The organism is Arthrobacter sp. SAFR-044 (assembly GCF_059414985.1).
Genome location: NZ_JBPFDN010000001.1, coordinates 76525 through 93537, shown reverse-complemented (window position 1 = coordinate 93537; position 17013 = coordinate 76525). Strand labels below are relative to the sequence as shown.

11 protein-coding genes are annotated in these 17013 nt (G+C 61.9%); 5 read left to right on the top strand and 6 right to left on the bottom strand.

Annotation, left to right across the window (positions count from 1 at the left end):
• The first annotated feature begins 37 nt into the window (after positions 1-37).
• The 3 genes from ACR65J_RS00385 to ACR65J_RS00375 are packed head-to-tail and all read left to right on the top strand — an operon-like array spanning position 38 to position 8675.
• Positions 38-2551, top strand: a complete 2514-nt coding sequence (locus tag ACR65J_RS00385) for a sigma-70 family RNA polymerase sigma factor (protein WP_440165066.1) — start codon at positions 38-40, stop codon at positions 2549-2551.
• On the top strand, positions 2548-5379 hold the full coding sequence (locus ACR65J_RS00380; protein ID WP_440165064.1) for a PD-(D/E)XK nuclease family protein: 2832 nt from the start codon (positions 2548-2550) through the stop codon (positions 5377-5379). Before ACR65J_RS00385 ends, ACR65J_RS00380 begins: the two co-directional genes overlap by 4 nt.
• Complete coding sequence (locus tag ACR65J_RS00375; protein ID WP_440165062.1) at positions 5376-8675, top strand: UvrD-helicase domain-containing protein; 3300 nt, start codon at positions 5376-5378, stop codon at positions 8673-8675. Before ACR65J_RS00380 ends, ACR65J_RS00375 begins: the two co-directional genes overlap by 4 nt.
• 349 nt (positions 8676-9024) lie before the next feature.
• Here the strand turns inward: ACR65J_RS00375 and ACR65J_RS00370 are convergent, their stop codons facing one another.
• Positions 9025-10950 (bottom strand): alpha/beta hydrolase family protein, encoded by a 1926-nt coding sequence (locus ACR65J_RS00370; protein ID WP_440165060.1) that lies wholly within the window; start codon positions 10948-10950, stop codon positions 9025-9027.
• Positions 10951-11048: 98 nt separating this feature from the next.
• Between ACR65J_RS00370 and ACR65J_RS00365 the strand changes: the two genes are divergently transcribed.
• Positions 11049-11843: a hypothetical protein gene (locus ACR65J_RS00365; protein WP_440165058.1), complete on the top strand. Its 795-nt coding sequence runs from the start codon at positions 11049-11051 to the stop codon at positions 11841-11843.
• A 103-nt stretch (positions 11844-11946) separates the two neighbouring features.
• Here the strand turns inward: ACR65J_RS00365 and ACR65J_RS00360 are convergent, their stop codons facing one another.
• Genes ACR65J_RS00360 through ACR65J_RS00350 form a run of 3 tightly spaced genes read right to left on the bottom strand, consistent with a single transcriptional unit; the run spans position 11947 to position 13279 of the window.
• Positions 11947-12249: a nitrilase-related carbon-nitrogen hydrolase gene (locus ACR65J_RS00360; protein WP_440165057.1), complete on the bottom strand. Its 303-nt coding sequence runs from the start codon at positions 12247-12249 to the stop codon at positions 11947-11949.
• Between the two features lie 40 nt (positions 12250-12289).
• Entirely contained in the window at positions 12290-12595 is a 306-nt protein-coding gene (locus ACR65J_RS00355; protein WP_440165055.1) for a nitrilase-related carbon-nitrogen hydrolase, read from the bottom strand.
• Positions 12596-12643: 48 nt separating this feature from the next.
• Positions 12644-13279 carry an APC family permease gene (locus ACR65J_RS00350; protein ID WP_440165053.1) on the bottom strand — a complete coding sequence of 212 codons (636 nt, stop codon included), beginning with the start codon at positions 13277-13279 and terminating at the stop codon, positions 12644-12646.
• Between the two features lie 254 nt (positions 13280-13533).
• On the opposite strand from ACR65J_RS00350, the gene ACR65J_RS00345 reads away from it, so the two are divergent.
• The gene (locus ACR65J_RS00345; protein WP_440165051.1) at positions 13534-14130 is read left to right on the top strand and encodes a hypothetical protein; all 597 of its coding nucleotides are present in this window, start codon (positions 13534-13536) and stop codon (positions 14128-14130) included.
• 718 nt (positions 14131-14848) lie between these two features.
• Here ACR65J_RS00345 and ACR65J_RS00340 read toward each other — a convergent pair.
• Together ACR65J_RS00340 and ACR65J_RS00335 are read right to left on the bottom strand one after the other, a co-directional pair.
• Entirely contained in the window at positions 14849-15202 is a 354-nt protein-coding gene (locus tag ACR65J_RS00340) for a type II toxin-antitoxin system HicB family antitoxin (RefSeq protein ID WP_440165049.1), read from the bottom strand.
• A gap of 376 nt (positions 15203-15578) precedes the next feature.
• Complete coding sequence (locus ACR65J_RS00335) at positions 15579-16991, bottom strand: amino acid permease (RefSeq protein WP_440165048.1); 1413 nt, start codon at positions 16989-16991, stop codon at positions 15579-15581.
• Positions 16992-17013: the final 22 nt, after the last annotated feature.

Here is a 17013-nt window from a genome sequence, read left to right as displayed (position 1 = left end):
TCAGGCACCAGATCAGAACCGTCCAATGGGGGATGACATGCCAGAACTAGCCGACGCCGGGTCCTACCCGAGTGCGACGCTTCCGCAGGTGCCAGCTCCGGTTGCCACCGCGGCAGTCCCGGCTTCCTATGACTATGCCTTCCTGTATCCCTGGCAGCAGGAAGCCCTGAAGGCCTGGCACTCCAATGCCCGTTGTGGCGTGGTGGAGGCCGTTACAGGTTCCGGTAAAACCCGCGTGGGCGTTGCCGCCGCCTTCGAAGCCGTCCGGCAGGGCATCAAAGTCCTGATCCTGGTGCCGACGGCCGAACTTCAGCGCCAATGGCTCGTCTCCCTGCGCCGGGACCTGCCCACAGCGCGGCGCGGTGCCCTCGGTGACGGACGCAATGATTCCCTCGACGACGTGGACATCCTCGTGGCCATCGTTCACTCGGCGTCCAACCGTCAGACACTCCGTTCCCACAAGGCGGGACTGATCATCGCCGACGAGTGCCACCGTTATGCGGCACCCATGTTTACCGGTGCTCTGCAGGAGGGGTACGCCTGGCGGCTTGGGCTGACGGCCACGTTCGAAAGGGCGGACGGTGAGCACGAGAACCTGCTGCTCCCCTACTTCGGCGGCGTCATCTACAACCTCTGGTACGACCGCGCGCTGAAGGACCAGGTCATCGCCCCGTTCGACATCGCTCTCGTTGGCGTTGATCTGACCCCTGCGGAACAGACCGACTATGACGAGTTCTCGGCTGTGATGGTGGAGGCGGCGCGAAACCTCGAGACGTACGCAGGCATTCCCCGCCGGCCCTTCCCGCAGTTCATTGCTGCCGTGGCCGCGCTGGCGGCTTCGGACGCCCTCAGCCGGGAAGCGACAATCGCGCGCAGGTACATGCGCGCAATGTCCTCGCGACTCAACCTGCTGGCCGAGGCCAAGACGAAGTACCTGGCTCTGGCAGCACTGAAGGAAACGGTTGATGGGTCCCGCGGGACGCTGGTCTTCACCCAGACCCAGGATTCCGCGCGGCGGGCGCAGGAGCTTTATACGTCCCTCGGGGCGACGGCGTCTGCGGTTTTCAGCGGCATGGCAAAGGACGACCGCCGGCAGGGCTTGGAGGATTTCCGTACCGGCGCATCCCAGGTTCTGACCGCGCCGCGGCTCCTCGACGAAGGCATCGATGTCCCGGAGGCCGACCTCGGGATCATCGTTGCCGCCAACCGCAGCCAGCGGCAGATGGTGCAGCGGCTCGGCCGCGTCATCCGCAAGAAGGCCGACGGACGGCCGGGGCGCTTGGTGGTCCTCTACTCGAAAGGCACGGTGGAGGACCCGGACGTCCAGGGCGAGGAATTCCTGGGCAAGGTGCTGCCGTTCGCGCGCAATGTTGAGTTCTTCGACATCAGGACGGATCTGGAAGGGTTGCAGGAGTTCCTCCGCCACGTCGAATCTGAAGAGGCTTCAGTGCCCCAGAGTCGCGGGACGACAACGGGCACGCCCGGAAACGGTGCGGGACCCGAGGGCGGCAGCGGGCCCGAGCCGGTGGTTGAGCCTTCTGTGGAGGAGGACTACGGGAGCGCACCGACATTGTTTGATCTTGAGGGCTCCGACTGGTTGGAGGAGCTTCAGGGGCTCGAGGGTTTCAGCGACGACGGGGTTTCGGACTACCTGCAGCGGGCAGGCCGCGCGGACCTGCTGACCGCCGAGCAGGAAGTTGAACTCGCGAGGGACATCGAGGCTGGCCTCTATGCTGCCCATCTGCTGGCTGTTGGCACTCCACGGGGGCGCCGCGAAACCCGGGAACTCCGGACCATTGCCTTGCTCGGCGAACGCGCCGCGAACGCCCTGCTCGAGGCGAACCTCCGGCTGGTCATTTCCATCTCCAAGAAGTACATGTATCAGGGCATGGACCTGCTGGACCTGATCCAGGAGGGAAACATTGGCCTCCACCGGGCGGTCTGCAAGTTCGACTACACCCTGGGTTTCAAATTCTCCACGTATGCGACGTGGTGGATCCGGCAGGCTGTCACCCGGGCGCTGGCCGACCAGGCCCGGGTCATCCGGCTCCCGGTCCACATGGTGGAGCAGATCCATAAGGTGCAGGCAATTCAGCGTGACGCCGCTCGGAAGGGTATCGAATACAGCCTTGAGGAACTCGGCAAGCTCACTGATCAGTCGGCTGAAAAAGTGGAGCATCTTCTGTCGCTGGACCAGCCTGTGCGTTCCCTGGATTACCTGGTACCGGACGGCAGGGGCGGCCTGGAGCCGCTGGCCGACCAGCTTCTCGATCCTTGGCACGTTGATGTTCTTGACCAGATCGCCAAGGAACAGCTCAAGGCCCAAGTGCACGCGGTCCTTGACACCCTGACAGAGCGGGAAGCCGGGGTCATTGCAATGCGCTTCGGCCTGGACGACGGCGAAGAAAAGACCCTGGATGCCATCGGCAAGGTCTATGGCGTTACGCGGGAGCGCATCCGACAGATCGAGTCGAAAACCATGGCCCTGCTCAGAGAACCAGAACGATCCCAGTCCCTACGCGAGTACAACTACGGTGGTGGTGTTGCATGACCTGCACGATTTTCCCTTCGGTCAGTCTCGCTTTGGCCGAGCTAGAAACAAGGATCAGCCATGCTCAGGCCGCCGATCCGCTGGCTCCGGTGACCATCCTGGTCCCTTCCCATGCCGCTGGTCTCGACGTGACCCGTTACCTGGGCAGGACCCTCAACGGGGGCGCTGGGAGTGTGGGGGTCAGGGCGTTCACACTCAAGGACCTCGCAACCGAACTCATCGCCGACGACGACGCAGTGAACGGACGACGTCCCCTTCTCCCCGTCCTCCGGCTTGGGGCCGTGAGCCGGGTCCTGCTGGAGGAACCAGGGCTTTTCAAGGATGTCGCCGACCAGCCCTCGACCGCCCGTGCGATAGCCAAGACAGCGGAGCTCCTCGACGCTGTTCCGGCTCCCGCCGACCCGGAACTCCCAGAGCTCATGCAGGAAGTGCTGCGGCTTCATGGCGCTTCAAAGGAGGCACTGGGCCGGCAGTGGTACACGGACCATGAGGCTTTTACCCTTGCCAGCAACAAGCTCGGGACAAGGACCGTGACGCAGCGGCTCGGCACCATCATCGGTTTCATGCTCGGTACCGAAAACCGTCCCGCCGAGGCAATCTTCAGAGCAAGCCTCGAAGCGGCCGGAATGCAGCATCTCGCAGCGGCCGGCTCGGCAGAGAATGGTGTAAGACTTCTGACGGCGTCCGATGCCGACGATGAAGCCCGCGCGGTGGTGCGCCTCGTCGTCGAGCGGCTTACAACAGGTACACCGGGCCACCGTATCGGAATCTTCCACTCGGCCGCCCAGCCCTACGCTGCGCTACTCACCCAACGCCTTAGCCAGGCGGGAGTCACTTTCGTCGGTCCCTCAGCCCACCGGCTTATGGACTCGCCACTGGCCCGTGGTCTCCTTCAACTACTGAAGCTGGACCCGCAGGATCTCGACACCCGCGCGATCCTGAACATCCATGCGGAAGGTGCCTTCTCCTGGCATGAGCAGAAGCTGCCCAGCAGTGCAGCATGTGAAAGGGTTTACGCAAATCCACCCGCCGAAGAGGATTATGCAGGAGCAGACACCTCCGCCCGCGCGGACTATCTGGAAAAGTTCCGGATATTCCAGGCCTTCAGGGAGGCCCTTGCGGCACGGATAAGCCTGGTCCAAGCTGCTGCCTCATGGAATGACGCCTCCGCGTCGCTGATCTCGCTTCTTGAGGACTTCATGGGCCCCAAGGGCGTCGGCGAACGCCCGGAGAAAACCGCTGCCCGTAACGCGCTGGTCGAAGCCGCCTCGGATCTCCGGCATCTGGACCTTGTTGGTCCTTTGCCACGCCCGGCGCTCCTACGAAGCGTCTTGGAAGACGGCCTAGCTTCAAAAGGCCGCTGGACCGGGAAGAGCGGCACGGGTGTCGTCGTGGGCAGTTTCGCTGATGCGGTCGCCAGGGACCTTGATGTCGTCTTCCTTATGGGGGTTGCGGAAGGGCTTGCGCCAGCACGGACAAGGGAGAACCCACTGCTGCCGGACAGCGCCCGTGCCATGCTGGCCATTGGCCTCCCCACGGTTGAAGAGCGTGCCGAGGCTAACAAGAAGCAGTTCTTTGCTGCCCTCGCTACAGGATCCGAACGGTTCATCACCAGCCCCCGCGGGGACCTGCGCGGCTCCGGGAGTTACGAAGTGTCACGCTGGATCGACCGCAAGCCTGAACCCGAGGACCAGCTGCGGTCCTTCGCCCACGGCATTGAGAACGGCGCACCCGCCTCCGATGCGTTGCCCCCAACAGCTCAGGAATGGCGGCTCCGTCGTATCCTCACTGCTGAGGAGAGCACCTCCGTATTGGAAGAGGAGGCGCTGCAGCATGCGCTAGCTGCCACCCGGGACAGGCGGGATGGCATCTTCTCGAGGTTCAACGGCAACCTCGATGCATATGCAGGGATCATAGTGGACCCCGAAAAGCCGCTGTCCCCCACCCGGCTTGAGGAATGGGTCACCAGCCCGTTCAGCTACTTCATGAAACACGTCCTGAAAGTCAGCATCTTGGAGGACGTGGCACTCGAAGTGCAGATCTCGCCGCAGCAACGGGGCATCCTTGTTCACCGAGTGTTGGAAGATTATGTTCGCAGCATCACGAAAGACGGCCTTCCGCCTTCGTTGGACCGCCTTATGGAGCTGGCAGACTCCGCTTTTAAGGACGCCGCGAATCCGGCATGGCTCAACCACGTGTGGGAACGCAACCAAGCCATGCTCCGCCAAGACCTAACGCGTGTGCTGGCGGACGACCAGGACAGGTTTGCCGAAGGCTGGAAGTATCTCGCCGAAGAGGCGAGCTTCGGGCCCGAGGACACGGACACCCACCCGCCCGTTGAACTGCTTCTCGACGACGGCACTACGGTCCGCTTCCGGGGAAAGGTGGACCGGATTGACCAGCATTCCGATGGCAGTGTCCGGGTGATCGACTACAAGACGGGCAAGTCGAAAGATTATGACCCGCTCGCGAAGCACCCAACTGCGGAGGGCACCCGCTACCAGCTTCCGGTCTATGGCCTGTTTGCCCGGACCCTCCGCGACAACTCGTCGGATGTCGCAGCAGAATACTGGTTCATCTCGAAAGCAGGCGGTTTCAAGAAAATCGGCTACACCGTGACAGACGAAGTCGTGGACCAACTGCGCGCGGACGTGGGCCTGATCATTTCTGCCCTCCGGAACGGGATCTTCCCGCCACGGCCCGAGTCCAACCGCTACGTCAACTTCACCACCATGATGGGCGCCCAAGAGCTCGGCCAGCAGTGGCTGAAGCTTCAAAACGCCCCCGAACTAGCGCCCTATGCCCAGCTCCTGAAGGCGGAGAAATGAACCCGGAACTCCTGGAACTCACAGACCAGACCGACCGAGCGCTGATCGAGCAGGAGCTCGAATCGAACATCTTCGTTGAAGCGGGTGCAGGAAGCGGCAAGACGCATGAGCTCGTCGAGCGCATCTGCGCTATGGTTGACGCCTGCGTCGAACTCAAGAGCGTGGCAGCCATCACCTTCACCGAAAAGGCAGCAGGTGAGCTGCGGGAACGGGTACGTCGGCGGCTGACGGAGGCCAGCCTCACAGACCTGCGCCGCCGGGCGCTCGACCAGCTGGATACGGCTCCCATCGGCACCATCCATTCCTTTGCAGCACGCATCATCAGCGAGCATCCCATCGAGGCGGGTGTTCCACCCCTGCTCACCGTGGTGGATGAATTGCGGTCCCAGATTGCGTTCACGCGGCGGTGGGAAGAAGCCCGCCAGAAACTGTTCGCCGACTCGTCCCTGGACGACCCACTCCGTATACTCCTCGGGGTCGGCGTTACGCTTGACCACCTGCAAAACGTTGCGGCAGACCTGGATGCCAACTGGGACCGCCTGGAAAGTCATCCTCCCCGCAGGCGGCATATTCCGGCCTTAGACCTTGGTCCGCTTCTCCGCCAAACTTCAGACGTCCTCGCACATGTCGACCAATGCACTGACCCTGCGGACAAACTGCTGACCGCCTTCGAACACATTAAGAGCTGGCACGGTCGCCTCTCCGAGGCAGAATCCGGAGAACTGGGCCTCGTCCTCGAGCTGCTCCACGCTGTTCCGCAATCCGGCTTTAGTGGGGGGCAAAGGGGCAACTGGTCCACCAACGTCGCCGAGGTGCGGAGCTCCTGTAAAGATCTGGCCCAGCAGGCGATAGCCCTGCGCAACAGCTTCGTACAGCCCGCCGTTGAGACCGTTACCGCCGCCATGGCCGAGGTCCTTCTTCAAGCGGCTCGCGAACGTCAGCGGAGCGGCGAGCTTGAGTATCACGACCTTCTCGTTCACGCGCGGGACCTCCTCATCGGCAAGGACAAACAGGGCGTCCACGCTGCCCTGCATGATCGCTACCGCTGCATCATGCTGGACGAATTCCAGGACACAGACCCCATTCAGGCTGAACTGGCCACGCGGATAGCCGCCAGCGACGTCTGCGGGCCCGACGGCTGGGAGCATCTCAACGTACCTCCCGGCCGGCTGTTTACTGTCGGTGATCCGAAGCAGTCCATCTACCGCTTCCGCAGGGCTGACATCGCCACCTACCTCGCGGCACAGCAGCGCTTCTCAGACGACGCGGATTCCAGTATCGCGTCACTCCAGACGAACTTCCGTTCCACCGGAAAGCTGCTTGAGTGGATCAACGGCACGTTCGATGAGCTCATCACGGCCAACGGCACGGTTCAGCCGGAATACCAGGCCTTGGTGCCTGATCCCCGGCGTCCCGAATGGAGCGACGAACATGGTCCGGCCGTCTCAATCATTGGTCGTGGCGTTGCGCAGCCCGATGAAGCGGGAAAGGTCTCTGCCGATGCGATGCGCCGGCAGGAAGCTGCGGACGTTGCTGCAGCAATCAGAGTCGCGACGGGCACGGTAGGGCTACCGGCGTGGCAGAAGCAAAGCAAGCGGTCCGACAACGGCAGCTTTGAATGTTCACCGGTTGAGTTGAAGGACATTTGCGTCCTGATCCCCACACGGACCGCCCTCGCCGCCCTTGAAGATGCATTGGACGACGCCGGCATTGAGTATCGGGCCGAGGCATCCTCCTTGGTTTACGCCACTCAGGAGGTTACCGACCTGCTGCTGGCGATGCGGGCAATCTCCAATACAGCGGATGAAGCTGCACTTGTGCTGTCACTGCGTTCGGCAATGTTCGGATGCGGCGACGATGAACTGTTCGAGTGGAAGCAGGGCGGAGGATATTGGACCCTCTTTTCAAAGGTGCCTGAAGCACTGCGAGACACCTCAGTGGCCCAGTCCCTCAAATACCTTGCCGCCTTGTGCCGGGAGATAGAGGTGCTGACACCGGCCGAAATTATGGAGCGGCTAATTGCCGACCGCCGCATGCTGGAGGCGGCAGTTGATGCGCCGCGCTACCGGGACGTCTGGCGACGGTTACGCTTTGTCATCGATCAAGCCCGGGCTTGGATGGAGGTCACGCATGGCGGGCTGCGTGACTACCTCGTGTGGGCGGCAGCGCAGCAGGAGGAAAACTCACGGGTCAAGGAAGCTATAGTGCCGGAAACCGATGTCCAGGCAGTCCGGATCATGACCATCCATGCTTCAAAAGGGCTTGAGTTCCCGATGGTGATTCTGGCGGGAACGGGTTCCCGTCCCAAGATGGATTCGCCGGCCGCGCTCTGGGACCAAGGCTCTCAACTCCACGTGCGGTTCGTAGGCGAAATCCAGTCCGCGGGCTACAGCGACGCGAATGCAGTGGAAAAAGCGTTCGTAGAGGCAGAACGTCGGCGCCTGCTATATGTGGCCTGCACACGAGCTGAGAGTCACTTGGTTGTGTCCCACTATGTTTCGGACGACAAAAGCTTGGGGGAAATCCTCAGGCGTGCAGTGGATGCAGCCCCGGCGCCAGACCTCGACATCCCAGAGGATATGCCGCTGCATGCAAGAGCAGTCCACAAGGTCCAACCAGTCGAGTCATTTGAAGTTTGGCAGCAGCGGTGCGATGTCTGGCGGAAGAACTCGGCCCTCGTATCGTCCACCAACGTCACGGCAATCGCCAAAGGAACGGACGGCTTTGCCGCGTCTGAGATGGACAAGACCCCGCATTTTGTGAGCATTGATGAGAACGGCTCGCTACCGACTTCGGCAGCGACAGGCGGTGAACACGGCAAGGACTTCGGTACGGCCCTGCACAGGCTGCTCGAGCTGAGTGACCTAAAAGAAAACGAGAACCTCGACGTTCTCGCTGAAAGGATCGCCAGCACGGCCGGACTTGCAGATCCCGCTGGTCTGGCTGAACGTGCCCGTTCTGCTCTACGCAGCGCGCCTGTACAGCGCGCCGCTGACCGAAAGCACTGGCTTGAGCTTCCCGTGCTCACACCCAACAACGGAATGACACTCGAGGGCATCATTGATCTGATGTACCGCGAGGACGACGGGACTCTGGTCATCGCCGACTTCAAGACTGACATCAGTGTCACCCAGGAGACCTTGGCGGCTTACTGGCGTCAGCTGTCGACCTATGCGGGCATGGTGGAGCGCATTACCGGGCAAAAAGTGAATGAACTGGTCTTGATCTTCTGCCGAACTGGAGATGCCGAAATTCGCCGTCATGCACGAGATGGTGGTGCCGAGCAGAGGGCGTAGGCTCAGGGTGCCGTCACCACCAACGGTGGCGGCACCCGGGGCTTTGACAGGCCCACTTAGGCACGCCCCACTCAACGTGGCCAGTCGCCGGGTAGAGACGCTGTTCCTCCATCACCACGCAACCGGCAAACTCCGCCTTCGGGTGTTGCTCCATAACGTCAGACATAACCATGCCGTAGATGACGCGCCAGGATTCGTGCCCGCACACGGGGCATCGCCTTGTCGCAGCTGCCTTCTTTGTCTTTCTCTCCTCAGCCACGCAAGCAACTTAGCCGTGGAGCCAGACATTCCTCGACTTACAAAAAGTTCTTAGCCGCTAAGCATTTTTTGTAATCACCTTGCTGCCATTTCAGGGCGTCTTGTCGGAAGCGCTTGAAGGGAGAGGTGGCTCAAGGCCGTTGCTTCTTAGATAGTCAAGCGCACGCTCGATGGCTTCGATCTTTCGCTTCAGTTCCTTGAGCGACTGCGCCGATTCATCTGAGAACTCGTCGAGCCGCTCATACTGACGCCGTACCTCAATCTCCGTCTCAACGAGAATCCTCCAAAAGGACGGATCCTGATCGAGGTTATTTCGTTGCCGAAGAATTGCCGCAGCCAGTTGACGCTCGAACACTGCTGCGACAGTATCCGCAGTGGTTCCTGGACTAGCCAAGCTGAAAGCGATGCCGCCTCCACCTGCAGTGGCGAGGGCCCCCGCCGTTATCAGGCCACCCATCATGCCGCCAGGCCCAAAGGCCGCCAACGCGCTAGTGATCACAGCGGCCCCAGCAAGACCGGCGCCAGCAGCAAGCACCAGGCCGCCCGTTGCGACCACAAGGGCCGCCGCGCCGGCACCTAATGCGCCCCATTTGATCCAGTTCATTCCGAAGCCGGCAGCCAGTGCCTCCTGAGCGTGTTTGGCTGCGGTGAATACATCGGCCCCAAACTGGCTTCCCAAACCCATCTCGGCGGTGAGCTCTTTCATCGACTCCTGCCACTTTTCCCTCGAGATGGAGATCTCGAAAGGCCGAATGACGTTCTCGGCCGCCAGGATTGTTAGTGGGATAACGGCCTCGTCCCTCGTCATATGGCTACTGGGAAGTGGTTCCGGTGCGGCTGAATGCGGATCGGAGAGGTCGAATGCTAGGCGCGCAACCTCGGACGGCATTGGTCTGCGCTCGGCATCATTTCGTCTCCGGATGTCATCGACGACGGCGGCTTGCACGTGTCGAAGGGCACCGGCGAAACGATCCTGTTGGTCACCTTCCAGCCTCATTTCCGTCAGGTGTGCGTACCTCAGCGCCAGAAGGGCGAGTCGTTCCGCGGAATCCATAGGGATGTCGAGGCCACTATCGGTGCCAGCAAGTTCCTTCGATCTTGAACCGAAAAGCGCGAAGCCGATGGCGGTGGCCACGGTCTCATCAGCGAGGTACTCCTCCGCATCGTGGACGCGGAGGCTTAAGTTCGTTTGGATACGACAGTCGATCATCCAGGGAAACACAGAGGAAACGCCGCGGTGGGCCGCGACAGGATCGTGGACGTTCCAGAAATTCACCCACCAGGCCAGGTTGGTTGGCGGCTCCCGTAGGGTCTCCCGCAGCTTGTCGACATCGAAGTTGCCATTCGCAAGGGGGCTCCCGATGGTTACCATGCCCGCTACCTCTAGGCCAACCGGTAATCGGCGAACGAGGTCAGCAGCGATGACGGAACCAAGGCTATGGCCCACGATTACAACCCGTCCCGCATCGGGGAGTAACTTGAGGATGCGGTTCAGGACCTGGGCGCGAATCTGAGGGTTGTTCAGGTAGTTGTCCGCTTGGCGGAAGGGAGGCAGACCGACGGCGAGGTTGACGACGGTGTCGGCGCCGGCGCGGCCATTACCCTGGTCATGCCGTCCCAGCCGGTACTCAATGGCTCCAATGCGCCGCTCGAAATCCCGACGGTTCTTCTTGGCCGCTTCGCGCTGAGGCTGCTTGATTGTCAAGGGAGGCAGTGGATCGTTGTCGTCCGAGCCCCTCAGCGAGTGCGCATACTTGGGCGTGATTACTTCGACCGTATCCAGTTTGGGGTAACCAACGTCTACAAGGGTTTCGGTCAGCCGCATCTTCCAGCCGTCGTCTGGATCGCCGTCTCCAACACCGTGCAAGAACAGCAAGATAGTTTCGTTGGACAAAAGAAAACTCCATTCCCACAGGCATCCAAGCCAATACCAAAGCTTCTTGGCAAGAATAGCTATTCCAAACAGAATCACATGCCGCGCATGCTCCGAGTCGTTGAGAAGTTCGTTGCCTAACATCCGTTTCCCTCAAAAGTGCGAGGGGGTTGGAAACGCCAGCGTGACAAAGATGCGGCGTGGGGCACGTGTGCTTTCATTGCAGCTCCGCCATTGACCTCGTGAACGGTATCGTCATGGTCATGAGTCAAAGGCCGCCGCTGGTGAACCGCGCAAGCGATTGGATCGCAAATGCCCTTTCCTTCCACCACAGACAGCTCACCAAACACCGCAGGGTAATGCGCATCGGGAAGTCCCGAGTAGTACTTACAAAGGGCCAGGCCATAACGTCGTCGGCAGCAGTTTTTGCGGCAGGGTCAGTATCCTCGGCAGGTTCACCGGACTGGATTTTCTGGACTGTTTTGCTGGGTGGAATCTTGGGAGGCAGGTTTGTCTTCCCCATTCCGGTCAGCAGTATTGCCAGTAAAAGAGGTCCTGCCGACGTAGCCCAGAGAAGCGATGGGCAGCTGGATGGCATGACGCCGGAGCAAATCCGGATCTACGAGAACAATATGATTCTGAAGCATCGGCTCAAAGGACCTGAAGGACTTGGCACCGCACAGGCACTGTGGCGTCAACTCGAGGCCGCCCGGGCGGCGGAGCAAGTCGCTGCCATGCCCCCGGGAAGCCTGGCCGAGATGTCAGTAGTTGACGCTAATGCCTTCAGCGCCGCTGCTTTGCAGCATGACCGCAGCAAGAACCGGTGGCTGGCGTACGAACTCGATCCGCAACTTCAGTTCGACTTCCCGGCAATGTCCGATACTAGCGTGTCTGAAACCGCTGCCATGATCAGGGCAGGCCAGGCGGCTGATCAGGCCAAGTCTTCGGCCCGCACCGCCGACTACCAGTCCGCCGTAGCGGCGTTCGGCAACGCGCTGCGGGCAGCAGAAGCTGCCGCCGGGGTGCCCAAGAAGTAAACCGCGACGCAAGGGCACCCTGTCCTTTTGGTGCGCTGATCCAGCTGCTCCACTGCGCAAGCCCGGATCGGTATCCCATATCCGGTCTGTTCTCGATCGACTGCTAGCCTTTCAAGCGCCGCTGCCGGAACATCGGGAACAACTCCCGCACCCGGTCCACCGTCTTCAGCGAAACCTCCACTGTCCGCATACAAGGCTCCAGCCCAAGGTCCGCCTCAACAACCCCCATCGGGTCCACCAGCACACTCCGGCCCACCGAGACCGGCGGCGCCTGGCACACCCCCGCTACATACACGCTGTTCTCGATTGCCCGCGCCGCGTTCAGGACCAGCCACTGCTCGGTCTTGTGCTCGCCCGGCACCCAGGACGAGCAGACCAGCAGGACCTGCGCGCCGGCGTCGGCCAATGACCGTGCCAGCTCGGGAAACGCAGGTCGTAGCAGGTCATCAGCCCGAACCGCACTCCCCCGTGCTCGCCCCGCCCGGCTCCTCCGAGGTTTCCACCACGCCCGCCACCACGGCGATGCGGTGGCGGGCGGCGATGGCGGCAAGCTCCCGGCAGACCGGCCCGTCCAGCGGCTCGGCTATCGCGGGGAATGTGGCGTCCACCTTCTTCTTCTCGTACGTGGCGTACTCCGGGAAGGCGACCAGGGCGGCGCCGTCCCGCGCTGCCTCGGTGGCGAAGCGGTCGATCGCGGCGAGGTTGGCCTGGATGTCGGCACCCGACTCCAGCTGCCCCAGCGCTATCTTCACGAGTGTTCCTTCCCTTGGCCCAAAAGCCACGCTACAAACAACACAGGCTCAGACGGCTGCCTCGACCGTCGCCTTCTCCGTGGCCGTCATCTCCGGCGGCGCCGCCATGAAGCCCCGGGTAATCAGGGCCAGGACGATGATGCCCAGCACCAGCCAGGACACACCCAGCGTAATAGCGTTGCTGTCCAGCTGGGAGAGCAGGTACGCGCAGATGACGGCGCCGATCACCGGGACCACCACATAGGACACCGCGTTCAGCTGCTCCCCCTCCCGACGCCGGCGCACATAGTGGAACACCACCGAGGCGTTCACCAGCGTGAAGGCAGTGAAGGCACCAAAGTTGATGAACGACGTCGACGTCGCCACGTCCAGGAACAGCGCAATCAGGCCGATGACGCCGGTGATCACCAGATTGGCCACGGGAGTGTGGAACTTCTCGCTGAGCCTGCCGAACACCGCCTTCGGCAGGACCGAGTCGCGGCCCATGGCGTACATCAGGCGGGACGCACTGGCCTGCGCGGCGAGGCCGGAGGCGAACTGCGCCACCACCAGGCCGGCCAGGAACACGGCGCGCAGTTCCTTCAGCGTGAACGGCTCATCCAGCAGCGCCCCAGGATCAGGAGCCTCCGCAAAGGCGCAGCGCAGCGACTCCACCACCTTGGCCACCATGTCTGCGGCCCACAAGACAGCCCGGAGATCAGCTTCGGTTCCCCGCTTAAGGAAGCTAGGCGGACGCCGTCGGACGTCAGCACTTGCTTGCAGCTACGGTGGCACCCGCCGTCCAAGGCCCTTCGCAGACGCGCCGGGACGGCCTTCTGAAACAAAGCTTTTGGCCGTCCTTCATTACGTTTGTAATCACTTCGGCAGTTTACGTGACGCACTACGTGACGTACTGTATGCTACGTTATGTAATATTCCAACGAAAAGAGAGAACCCCGATGATCAACACGTCCGCCGACCCAGCCGCCGCCTTCCAGTACATCCCGGTCCCCAACGAACACGTCAGAGCCGTACTCGCCTTCTTGGGGGGACTCGTTTCGACTACAGCTGCCTCCTCCATCGAGTCGATTACTGAGGATGCGGTCCCCAGCGAGCGGATCATTTCCCTACTTGCCTCCCTCGGCGAACACCTTTCGACTATAACTACCGCCTCCACCGAGCAGATTGCTAAGGATGCAGGCGTCACCGATCAAGAAGCGATCGACGGCTGGACCGACGAGGACCTGATTAAGTTTTTTGCGATAGACACCAAGACCAGCATCAACGTCGGGAGAATGCTCCGTCACCTATCCGGCCACCCCGGCCAGGACGGCGCTCTGAGTACTCGTGAATTGGCGGAGGCGCTGGACGTGGACTACTCCGTCATGAAGATCCTCCCCACCCAGGTCAAACGCACGCTGGGCAGGCACTTCCCGGGACTGACGCCGCCTTGGCGTGCGCAGTCCGGGCCCAGGTTCACGCCGCCGCGTGCCAACGAGGTGTTCTTCTGGGTCACGGATGAGCGCGCAGCTCAGTTGAAGCGCCTGCCTGACTGACCGATGCAGACCTCCCTACAGGAACCTCCAGCGGGCGATCGACGCCTCCATCGCAGCGCTTTTTGGCACGTCGGCTGGAGGCGCCGACCCCTACGGATTCAGCAAATAGTTAACCTGTTAACTGCTGGGCCTGCACACCGTATGGCGGACACTTGAGGCGCATTCTTCAACGCATGTAGAGCGGTCATCGAAGGCCTGGACAAAATCGGTTCCAACAGCTGGATCCCGGTCAAGCAGAGCCAGGAGGTTCCGCGGCGACCATGTGGATGCGTAGGCCCGCCACTGTCGCATACAACTTTTCAGTCTGATGCGCTGCCACAGGAAGCGGAAGCGTCAGAGCCTCCACAGAAAATGTCAGAGCTGGCTGCCACCTTTCCCGCGTGTGTATCGTCCGGGCCCGCCGCGACGAGTATCGGCAAGAAAGGAATACCACGATGCAACCGAATTACGTCAAGGTCGAGATCCGATGTGGGACCCGGGGAAGCACAACTCCCCTATGCGTTCGAGTCGACAGAGGGGTCCCTCCTCAATTAAGATGTGCGCCCTCAGGAGGCGCCGCCGGACCGTCAACTGCCGGTCATCACACCTGCGGCAAATGCGAAACGCTCCTTGCTGAACGCGGAAAGCGTCTTTCCGAACAGGTCAACCAACTCATCGCCCGCGGGTGGGACAGCCACCTCAGGTCCGGCGCCGTAGTAGTTACCCGCTGACCGAGAACTCAGGCCGTCAGTCGCTCTGTCGCGTACTTGTTTAGGGGCATTCCGTGATTGGCAGCTTCAATCGCGAGCTGGCGATGGAGTTCCGGGGGCACCCGGAGGTTGAGGCGGCCACTGAACTTTTGCGTCGCGATGGGCTCGGGCACGGGCTCACCCGACTGCGTAAGTTCATCGATGACGTCGGACACTAATCGTTCAATGCCGCGGAGCGCCTCGAACTGATCCTCGTCCAGCCAGGAGAGGGAAGGGAACTCAAGAACAGTGGCGACGAACTCCTGATCCTCCGGCGACCACTGCACTGAGTATCGATACTGTGTCACCGCAGACGGCGCAGCAGCTGCTTTTCGAGTGGACATTTACTTCTCCTTGCTCCGATCGATGGCGGCGATGGCTTTGTCTCACTTGGTACGGCTTTGCCTTGCCATTTTTGTTCTGCAAGTTGATCCTGGGATCCCCCGCCCAGGGCATCTTGAAGATGGCATTGTGGCTTCCAGAGCCCGACCTAGGTTCGCCAAAGTAGTGCGTACAGAGTTTGAGCATGTCGCTGTAAGAGACGTTCTCAGGTGAGTTCCTAGCTTGCTTCTCGATCTTATCGATGCCCGCCACATGGACTATGGTGCCACTTTTGGCACCACTCCTCAAGATGGCTAATGACCCCGAGGGCGCGCCCCGACAGTGGGCCGGGCGCGCCCTTGCTTCATGAGGACCTGCTAAAGGTCCATGACCTTTGGTTCAGTGGATGAGGTCCTGCTGCTTTTCACGGTCGGAAGACTCAATCTGCCCCGGAACCTTGCCGGAACGGTGGTTCAGCCAGCACCCCACTGCCAGAACCGCCACGAGTCCGAAGGTGCTCAGGAGCTGGGGGCGTGAATCCTCACCGATGAATCCCACCGTGAAGATCGCCGCGAGGATCACCAGACCAAGCGAAGTGAGCCACGGGAAGCCCGGCATCCGGAGCGGAAGCGCCGTTCCGTCGCGGTCGGCGCGGAGGCGCAGCGCCAGCTGGGCCAGCAGAGCGGACGTCCACACCAGCAGGCAGGTCGAGCCGACAATATTGAGCAGGGCAGGGAGCACCTTCTCGGGAAACATCAGCTCAAGCACCACCGTAACCACACCGAAGGCGACGCTGGCCAGGACCGCCACCACCGGGACCCGGGCCTTCGACACGGAAGCGAGCCACCGCGGTGCCTCACCCCGCTCGGCCAGGGAGAACGCCATCCGGGAAGCACCGTACAGGTTGGCGTTGAGGGCTGAGAGCAGAGCTGCGACGGCCACCAGAGTGATGGCGGTGGCCGCCCCGGGCATACCTGCGGCGTCCAGTACGGCGGCGAACGGGCTCTTCAGCCCTGCTGAACCCACGGGCACCACTGCGGCGATCACGAAGATGGCACCGATGTAGAACACCAGGATGCGCCACAGCACCGTCCGGACCGCCTTCTTCACGCTGCGGGCTGGCTCGGCCGTCTCGGCTGCCGCCACGGACACGATCTCGGTGCCGCCAAACGCAAAGGCGACCACAAACAGCGCCGTCGCAATCCCGCTGAACCCGTTGACCGCGAAGCCCTCTCCCATGAAGTTGCCGAGGCCCGGTGACTGCACGCCCGGCACCAAGCCGAACAGCAGGGCAAAGCCCACCAGCAGGAACCCGACGATTGCCGCCACCTTCAGCAGGGCGAACCAGAACTCGAACTCGCCGAAGTTCTTCACGCTGGTCAGGTTCACCGCGGTGAGCACCACGATGAACACGAAGGCCATCAGCCACACCGGCAGGGCCGGGAAGATCGTCGCGAGCAGGCCGGCCGCACCCAAAGCTTCGGCGGCGATGACCACCACCAGCTGGATCCACCACAGCCAGCCCACCGTGGCGCCGGCTACCGGGCCGTAGGCCTTGGCCGTGTACACGGAGAAGGCGCCGCTGTCCGGGTTGGCGGCGGCCATCTCGCCGAGCGCCCACATCACTAGGATGATGAGGGTGCCGGCCACGAGGTAGGAGATCAGCACCGCCGGACCGGCGGCCTGGATGCCGGCCCCCGAGCCGATGAACAGGCCCGCGCCGATGGCGCTGCCCAGGCCCATCATGGTGAGCTGCCTGGGTTTGAGGGCCGCGCCGAGGGCGCGGGCAGACGTCTTTGTCTGGGGTTCCATTAGGGATTCCTCTTACTTAGTA

What these genes read in the sequence shown, in the direction of transcription:
- ACR65J_RS00370 (WP_440165060.1), bottom strand. Translation starts at nt 10,950, where the DNA reads ATGTTAGGCAACGAACTTCTCAACGACTCGGAGCATGCGCGGCATGTG.
- ACR65J_RS00345 (WP_440165051.1), top strand. Translation starts at nt 13,534, where the DNA reads ATGATCAACACGTCCGCCGACCCAGCCGCCGCCTTCCAGTACATCCCG.
- ACR65J_RS00380 (WP_440165064.1), top strand. Translation starts at nt 2,548, where the DNA reads ATGACCTGCACGATTTTCCCTTCGGTCAGTCTCGCTTTGGCCGAGCTA.
- ACR65J_RS00385 (WP_440165066.1), top strand. Translation starts at nt 38, where the DNA reads ATGCCAGAACTAGCCGACGCCGGGTCCTACCCGAGTGCGACGCTTCCG.
- ACR65J_RS00375 (WP_440165062.1), top strand. Translation starts at nt 5,376, where the DNA reads ATGAACCCGGAACTCCTGGAACTCACAGACCAGACCGACCGAGCGCTG.
- ACR65J_RS00340 (WP_440165049.1), bottom strand. Translation starts at nt 15,202, where the DNA reads ATGTCCACTCGAAAAGCAGCTGCTGCGCCGTCTGCGGTGACACAGTAT.
- ACR65J_RS00335 (WP_440165048.1), bottom strand. Translation starts at nt 16,991, where the DNA reads ATGGAACCCCAGACAAAGACGTCTGCCCGCGCCCTCGGCGCGGCCCTC.